We start from the raw sequence: 6,965 nt of genomic DNA, 5'->3' as shown, positions 1-6,965 counted from the left end.
GGCTTTGATTATAAATTGCGCCTATTGCTTGTGATTTTTGATAGCTGCGATGCTCATGTATTGGCATACATTGTGCGTCTCGCTTCAAAACTCCCTGCGAATAGCTCGCAATTTAATCATCAAAGCGGATATGTGTAAGACTTTGATGAGAAAGAAATACGAAGCCCTGACCTAACGGTCGGGGCTTTTTTGTATCTTGAGAGTCTAATAAGACTGTGTATCTCGCAGCAAAATTCTCGATCTATAGATCGCAATATGATTATTAAAGTAGATATGCGTAAAACGTTGATGAACTAAAATATGAGGTACTAACCACTCGGTTAGTTTTTTTTGTTGTAGGAATTGGCCTTAATAAACCGGTCATTAACTAATATGGCGACCCTAAAGGCTATATAAGCAAGATCGCAGCAAGCAATCATGTGCTGCTGCGATACAAATTAACGGGGCAGTAGACAGCTTAACGCTAGTTGACTATCGACTAATTTGATACCAACGGCCAGCATCTCGTCACAGGCAGAGGATACGGTTTTAGCATTAATCCCTCGGCAAGCGGCAAGGTTAACGACAACGTCGAAACGACCCCGTTTTTTCAGTTGGATGGCGGTTGTTTTGACGCAGTAATCGGTTGCCAGCCCGCCCACTATTACTGTTTCGATATCTTGGCTATGTAGCCACTCAATTAATCCAGTACTGAGCTTTTCTTCAATATCATGAAAGCAAGCACCATACGGATGAAGATCGGGCTCGATGCCTTTCCAAACCACATAATGATACTCGGTCACTGCTGGCAATGCGTCAATCGTCTCAAACCCTTTCGTTCCGGGAACCGCGTGTTGCACCCAAGTCAGATCGGCGTTTTTATGCGGCAAAGGCTGGAGCATGTCAGCGGGATCGTCGACCACCCAAACGGCGTTAGCAGGATGCGCATCTTTGGTCAAAACACGTACGTCAGCCAACGTTGCCTGTTCGTTGAGTGCCGGTCCGATGGTATCGCCTTCGGGGACGGGTAATTCGTCAGGACATAACGGCGTAAACGTGCGCTGTGCATCAACGTCAATGGCAGCTATTTTGGCCTGTTTCATTGCGGTTATCCCCTAAAGTATCTGATTGAGTATATGATCGGCCTTAACCCGCTTTATCCGTTTAAGTAGGCGTTTGACTGGCGCAGGATAATCCTCCATTTTTTCTATCTGCTTATAACTGCCAACCAGCTGTGTATGAGCCAAGATCGTATCTACCTCTTGCTGCTTCTGTGCCTCTAATTGCTGATGCTTATCATGAATCAAGATGGCGTTTTCTAAGTCTAGCTTCCAGGCGCGCGGATTGAGGTTATTGCCCGTTAACAGCATATACTGGCGATCGACCCAAATGCCTTTCAAATGGAAGCTGTTGTCATCATGTTTCCAGATATGGATATTTAACTGCCGTTTTGCAATCGCTGCTTCGTTGCGACGGGCAAAGTTGCGTAAGTTGACTTCATACAAATAAGGCAGAGCTGAAATCGTCTTAAATGGCGCCTCTGGTGGTGAGTAGAAATCGTTCGCGGTTTTATCTCCCACTATAATCCTCACGCTTACCCCTCGGCGAAGTGCGCGACGGATTTCGCGAACGACACTGCGTGGTGGATTAAAATAGGGCGTGCAAATGACTAATTCATCATGGGCACTGGCAATCAAATGACAGATATAACGATTGAGCTTATTTTTCCGTTTACCTAACCCGACCATCGGGGTAAGTCCAACTTGGTCTTCACTAATCGGCTCATCTTGATATCGATAGCTGGCTTGCTGTAGCTGACCACGAAACTCACGAATGTTTGGCTTTAGTGCTTTGCTGTTGGGGCGGTCGGGCGAGGTGAGACAGTTGACGGCACTGTCGGCGATTAACGTGTTGACAATAAAGTCTGCCATGGTGTCGGCGAGTACTTTATTGGCGAGCACGTGATAACGGTCATAACGGTATCTATCATGTTGCGCTAAATAGACATCGTTTAAGCTGGCGCCGCTGTATATAACGGTGTTATCAAATACGAATCCTTTTAAGTGCAAAACGCCGAAGACTTCGCGGTTTCTGACTGGCACACCCAAGACCTCTATCTTATGTGGGTAGCGCTCTGCATAAGCTCGATATAGTCCTGCATTACCGTCCGACTGTTCAGCACCAATTAACCCTCGCTGTGCGCGATGCCAGTCGACTAATACTTTGATATCGAGGGCAGGGTTAGCTTGCTTTGCTTCGTAAAGCGCATCCAGAATGCTTCGTCCTGCTTCGTCGTCTTGTAAGTATAGAGCCACCAGATAAATACGTGATGTTGCTTTTTTTATTTCGCTAAGGAGCCGTTCTCTAAATGAGACCGCGTCTAATAAGGTTTCGAGATTTTCTGGCTGGTGCGCAATGGTGGGCAAGCGATCAATAAGCTGCCGGTTTGCGTTCGCTGAATCCATTATTACCTCTTTTTGTTCGACGGCCAGAGTCGAGCATTGATACTAAACCCTGAATGATACCAGAAATTGCGTCAAGCTACGGATCACCGCGCAATGGCTTTGTTGCTAATGTCACGCTTTGGGTGAGTATTCCATCGCCACTAAATCTTTGCCACTTTGACAATAACGGTGCAGGCGTGCAGCCAGATCATCGGGTAATACGTGATGATCGACAGGCGTAAAACCATGCTGCGCATACAAGGTAGTCAGTGGACGGAAAGCTAAGCAAAAGCTACGATGTTGACACAGTGTTTCTTGCACTGCGTCGAGTAAACGATGACTCAAACCTGTTCCTCGCAGATCAGGGTGTAGCAACATGCCTGTGAGTAACTGATACTCGAGACGTTGCTGAAAGCGTACCGCGCCACATAGTCCACTCGGACCATCAATGACCCAAATACGTTCATCTTTCTTGGGTTTTCCGGGAGGATAGTGCGTTTTGTAGAACCGCGCTACCAGTGGGAACCGCAAGGGCTCTAGCGGGTGAATGTGATAATTATCCATAGCCTAATAGATGCGCAATACGAGCAGGACAGGTAGTATACCCATCAATGAGTTTTCTAACAGCGTAATGCAACGATGAAGTGGTTATCTGATGTGTCTTTGACACCCCATCATACGTTTGGTTTGCCCGCGCGCGCCCAAGCGATTGTAGAAGCACATTGTGTGCAAGACTTACAAGAGATTTGGCAAGCGTCTGATTATCACAACTCACCGAAGTTAGTGGTTGGTGAAGGTAGCAACCTGCTTTTTTGCCAAGACTTTGAGGGGGTGGTGGTCCTTAACCGCCTAAAGGGGATCACGATCGATAACCACGCTGACCATTACCTATTACATGTTGGCGCCGGTGAGCCTTGGCATGCGTTTGTTGCCTGGAGTATTGATAATGCGATGCCTGGGCTTGAGAACCTGGCATTAATTCCCGGCTGTGTGGGGGCGGCACCGATTCAAAATATTGGTGCCTATGGTGTCGAATTTGCCGAGCGTTGCGCTTACGTCGATATCTATCATCCTGACACGGGCAATCAACGTCGTTTGTCTTGCGATGAATGTCAGTTTGGTTACCGCGATTCGATTTTTAAAACCCCCGCCATGCAGGGATGGGTCATTACTCAGGTTGGCTTTCGCTTGGATAAAGCGTGGAAACCGGTACTCAAGTATGGCGCGTTAGCTGAACTGGATTCTCAACAAGCGACCCCCAAAGGCATTTTTGATGCGGTGTGTGCGATTCGGCGCGCTAAATTACCCGATCCTTCTGTGTGCGGTAACGCTGGGAGTTTCTTTAAAAATCCGGTGCTTGATAGCGAGCAAGCGGCAAAGTTAAAGGTTTCTTACCCTGATGTGCCGCTCTTTTCCGCGCCTTTGGGGCAAAAGAAGGTCGCAGCGGGGTGGCTGATTGATCAATGTGGCTTAAAAGGGAAACGCCAAGGCGGCGCACGCGTTCATCCTCAGCAAGCACTGGTTATTACCAATGCCGAGAATGCGATCAGTGACGATGTGATACGTTTAGCTAAGCATGTCGTCTCGCACGTTTATACGCGTTTTGGTGTGAGGCTTGAGCACGAAGTGCGCTTGATTGATCAGCAGGGTGAAACAACCTTGGAGGCACAATGAAGAGCGCGCATTCGGCACGTCTCGCCTTGATTACACGTTTATCTGATGGTGAGTTTCACTCTGGCGAAATGCTGGGGAAAGCGCTGGGTATGACGCGTGCGGCGATCAGTAAACACATCAAGGTTCTCCAATCTTGGGGGCTTGATATTTATCGAGTACAGGGCAAAGGCTATTGCTTATCACAACCGATTGAGCTGCTCGATGAAGCTTGGTTAAGTGCCCATACCGATATACCCGCTTTGGCTGTGATCCCAGTGATAGACTCAACCAATCAGCATTTAATGGAAAGAGTGGGGCAGCTCAGTCCTGGTAGTGTGTGCTTGGCCGAGTATCAGCAACAAGGCCGTGGTCGTCGAGGGCGTGCATGGCAATCGCCGTTTGGTAGCAATTTATACCTCTCCATGTATTGGCGATTAGATGCAGGGCCTGCGGCGGCAATGGGGCTCAGCCTTGTTGTCGGAGTAGCAATGACAAAAGCGTTACACGATCTGGGTGCGACAGGTGTCAAAGTAAAATGGCCAAACGACCTCTATTATCAAGACAAAAAGTTGGCGGGTATTTTGGTTGAAATGACCGGGCAAACGGGTGATGCGGCACACATAGTGATTGGTATGGGGCTTAACCTCGGTATGGGGACCCATCTTAACGACAATATTGATCAACCTTGGGCGAAGCTTGCACAGGCGTGTTCACCGATGCCGTCACGTAATACGTTAGCAGCGAACTTGATTGACCGTCTCAAGGCATCGCTTATCGCCTACGAACAGCAAGGTATGGCTAGTGTTTTGGCTGATTGGCCACAACTGGATAATTTTATCGGTCGCCCCGTTAAGCTATTAATGGGCGACCGCCAGGTAAAAGGTATTGAGCGCGGTATTGATGAGCATGGCGCCTTATTGCTGGAGGTTGATGGAAACATCACGCCTTACTTGGGAGGGGAAATCTCGTTAAGGCGCGATGATTAGTCCTTATACGAATGCGGACTATTTACGCACGCGAACGCGCTGAACAGAATGGTTCGGGCCCTTTTCTAACACTAAGCTTGCCCGTTCACGGGTTGGCAAAATGTTTTCTAGTAAATTCTTGCCGTTAATATCATTCCAAATGGTGGCTGCTTTCTGTGTCGCTTCTTCGACGGACAAGCGCGTGTAATGGTGGAAATAAGCTTGTGGATCGAGGAATGCCCCGCGCCGAAACTTCATAAAGCGTTCGATGTACCATTGTTTGAGTAAGTCAGGCTCGGCGTCTACATAAATAGAAAAGTCGAGAAAATCAGAAATAAACACGTGGTGCGGGTCGTGTGGATAATCCATGCCACTTTGTAGCACATTCAGCCCCTCTAATATTAAAATATCGGGCTTTTCGACTTTTTGCTCATCCGATGTAATGTCGTAGACAAGGTGGGAATAAACAGGCGCAGTGACACAGTCTTTGCCTGATTTGACGTCAGCGACAAATTCAACCAGCTTGCGCATGTCATACGACTGCGGGAAGCCCTTTTTGTGCATGATGCCGCGCGATTCGAGCTCAGCATTTGGATATAAAAAACCATCAGTGGTGACTAACGCCACTTTAGGGTGATCCGGCCACCGGGTTAGAAGCGCTTTTAGGAGCCTTGCCGTCGTGCTTTTCCCAACCGCCACACTACCTGCAATGCCGATAACGTAAGGCACATGGTTTGACACGGGCTGAGAAAGAAACTCATCAAGCACTTCAGTCCGGCTTTTACGCGCTTTAACATACAGATTGAGTAAGCGCGACAACGGTAGATAGACATCGCGCACTTCATCCATTGATAAATGTTCATTCAAGCCGCGTAAGCGGTCAATGTCATCTTCGGTAAGCGTCATGGGCACTGCATCCCTCAGTTCAGCCCATTGTTGACGGTCGAACGACAAATAAGGCGTTAGCGTTGCGTTCATGATCCATGTGCCTTAAGCCAATAAAGAGAGTGACGATACCGCAAACCAGCGGGAAGGAAAAGCGCTTGCCTATTGTCATCAAGGTGTTGGCTGGTTACTTTCCCAACAATCACACAAAAAAATACCCAAAAGACGCAAAAATCACCCATTTTTTTAAAATTCCCTATTGCACCCCTCAAATCCATGGCATAGAATGCGCAGCACTTGTCGCCGGCTTAGCTCAGTTGGTAGAGCAACTGACTTGTAATCAGTAGGTCGCCAGTTCGATTCCGGCAGCCGGCACCAAAATTTAGGTGGAATTCCCGAGTGGTCAAAGGGATCAGACTGTAAATCTGACGGCTCAGCCTTCGAAGGTTCGAATCCTTCTTCCACCACCAATTTCAAATTGTTTGAATAGCTCTACGAGTAACGATTGCGGGCATCGTATAATGGCTATTACCTCAGCCTTCCAAGCTGATGATGCGGGTTCGATTCCCGCTGCCCGCTCCACTCTTTTTAGAGTGCTGATATAGCTCAGTCGGTAGAGCGCACCCTTGGTAAGGGTGAGGTCGGCAGTTCAAATCTGCCTATCAGCACCATCCTCTCCAAGGTAACTTCAAGCCGTTTGATGTATACTCAACAAACCTGATTGTTGGTTGTGTGGTCGTAATGCCACCGAAATACCGTGCTTAGAGGGACTGTCATGTCTAAAGAAAAATTTGAACGTACGAAAACGCACGTTAACGTTGGTACTATTGGCCACGTTGACCATGGTAAAACTACGCTGACTGCAGCTATCTGTACTGTACTTGCAAAAGTATACGGCGGTGCTGCGCGTGATTTCGCGTCAATCGATAACGCACCAGAAGAGCGTGATCGTGGTATCACCATCGCAACGTCTCACGTTGAGTACGATACGCCAAACCGTCACTACGCACACGTTGACTGCCCAGGACACGCTGACTAT

Annotated in this window: 7 protein-coding genes and 4 tRNA genes; 7 read left to right on the top strand and 4 right to left on the bottom strand. The window is 48.1% G+C overall.

Annotated elements, in window-relative coordinates; translation table 11 throughout:
- Positions 1-437 precede the first annotated feature (437 nt).
- From BZG77_RS13940 to BZG77_RS13930, 3 genes are all read right to left on the bottom strand, one after another.
- Positions 438-1,082, bottom strand: coding sequence for an isochorismatase family protein (locus tag BZG77_RS13940; RefSeq protein WP_077647674.1), 645 nt, complete (start codon positions 1,080-1,082; stop codon positions 438-440).
- A 12-nt stretch (positions 1,083-1,094) separates the two neighbouring features.
- Positions 1,095-2,444 carry a CDP-diacylglycerol--serine O-phosphatidyltransferase gene (gene pssA, locus BZG77_RS13935; protein WP_021024455.1) on the bottom strand — a complete coding sequence of 450 codons (1,350 nt, stop codon included), beginning with the start codon at positions 2,442-2,444 and terminating at the stop codon, positions 1,095-1,097.
- Positions 2,445-2,555: 111 nt separating this feature from the next.
- Entirely contained in the window at positions 2,556-2,987 is a 432-nt protein-coding gene (locus BZG77_RS13930) for a GNAT family N-acetyltransferase (RefSeq protein WP_077647673.1), read from the bottom strand.
- Positions 2,988-3,062: 75 nt separating this feature from the next.
- Between BZG77_RS13930 and murB the strand changes: the two genes are divergently transcribed.
- Both murB and birA read left to right on the top strand, forming a co-directional pair.
- Positions 3,063-4,097: a UDP-N-acetylmuramate dehydrogenase gene (murB, locus tag BZG77_RS13925; RefSeq protein ID WP_077647672.1), complete on the top strand. Its 1,035-nt coding sequence runs from the start codon at positions 3,063-3,065 to the stop codon at positions 4,095-4,097.
- On the top strand, positions 4,094-5,062 hold the full coding sequence (gene birA, locus BZG77_RS13920) for a bifunctional biotin--[acetyl-CoA-carboxylase] ligase/biotin operon repressor BirA (protein WP_077647671.1): 969 nt from the start codon (positions 4,094-4,096) through the stop codon (positions 5,060-5,062). The genes murB and birA overlap by 4 nt, the downstream gene beginning before the upstream one ends.
- Before the next feature lie 18 nt (positions 5,063-5,080).
- Here birA and coaA read toward each other — a convergent pair whose 3' ends face one another.
- Complete coding sequence (coaA, locus tag BZG77_RS13915; RefSeq protein ID WP_077647670.1) at positions 5,081-6,019, bottom strand: type I pantothenate kinase; 939 nt, start codon at positions 6,017-6,019, stop codon at positions 5,081-5,083.
- A 209-nt stretch (positions 6,020-6,228) separates the two neighbouring features.
- On the opposite strand from coaA, the gene BZG77_RS13910 reads away from it, so the two are divergent.
- The 5 genes from BZG77_RS13910 to BZG77_RS13890 all read left to right on the top strand — a co-directional run.
- Positions 6,229-6,304, top strand: a tRNA-Thr gene (locus BZG77_RS13910).
- 7 nt (positions 6,305-6,311) lie between these two features.
- A tRNA-Tyr gene (locus BZG77_RS13905) sits at positions 6,312-6,396 on the top strand.
- 37 nt (positions 6,397-6,433) lie between these two features.
- Positions 6,434-6,508: transfer RNA gene (locus BZG77_RS13900), tRNA-Gly, on the top strand.
- A gap of 13 nt (positions 6,509-6,521) precedes the next feature.
- Positions 6,522-6,597, top strand: a tRNA-Thr gene (locus BZG77_RS13895).
- 104 nt (positions 6,598-6,701) lie between these two features.
- A partial coding sequence (locus tag BZG77_RS13890; RefSeq protein WP_241844163.1) for a GTP-binding protein occupies positions 6,702-6,965 on the top strand: 264 nt, incomplete at its 3' end.

The sequence above is a fragment of the Salinivibrio sp. IB643 genome (assembly GCF_001996105.1).
In the GTDB taxonomy this organism is placed as follows: Bacteria; Pseudomonadota; Gammaproteobacteria; order Enterobacterales; family Vibrionaceae; genus Salinivibrio; species Salinivibrio costicola.
This window is presented reverse-complemented; position numbering and strand designations above follow the sequence as displayed.

Bases quoted from the DNA above. Each gene is read 5' to 3' on its own strand.
- BZG77_RS13940 (WP_077647674.1), bottom strand. From the start codon at position 1,082: ATGAAACAGGCCAAAATAGCTGCCATTGACGTTGATGCACAGCGCACG.
- pssA (WP_021024455.1), bottom strand. From the start codon at position 2,444: ATGGATTCAGCGAACGCAAACCGGCAGCTTATTGATCGCTTGCCCACC.
- BZG77_RS13930 (WP_077647673.1), bottom strand. From the start codon at position 2,987: ATGGATAATTATCACATTCACCCGCTAGAGCCCTTGCGGTTCCCACTG.
- murB (WP_077647672.1), top strand. From the start codon at position 3,063: ATGAAGTGGTTATCTGATGTGTCTTTGACACCCCATCATACGTTTGGT.
- birA (WP_077647671.1), top strand. From the start codon at position 4,094: ATGAAGAGCGCGCATTCGGCACGTCTCGCCTTGATTACACGTTTATCT.
- coaA (WP_077647670.1), bottom strand. From the start codon at position 6,019: ATGAACGCAACGCTAACGCCTTATTTGTCGTTCGACCGTCAACAATGG.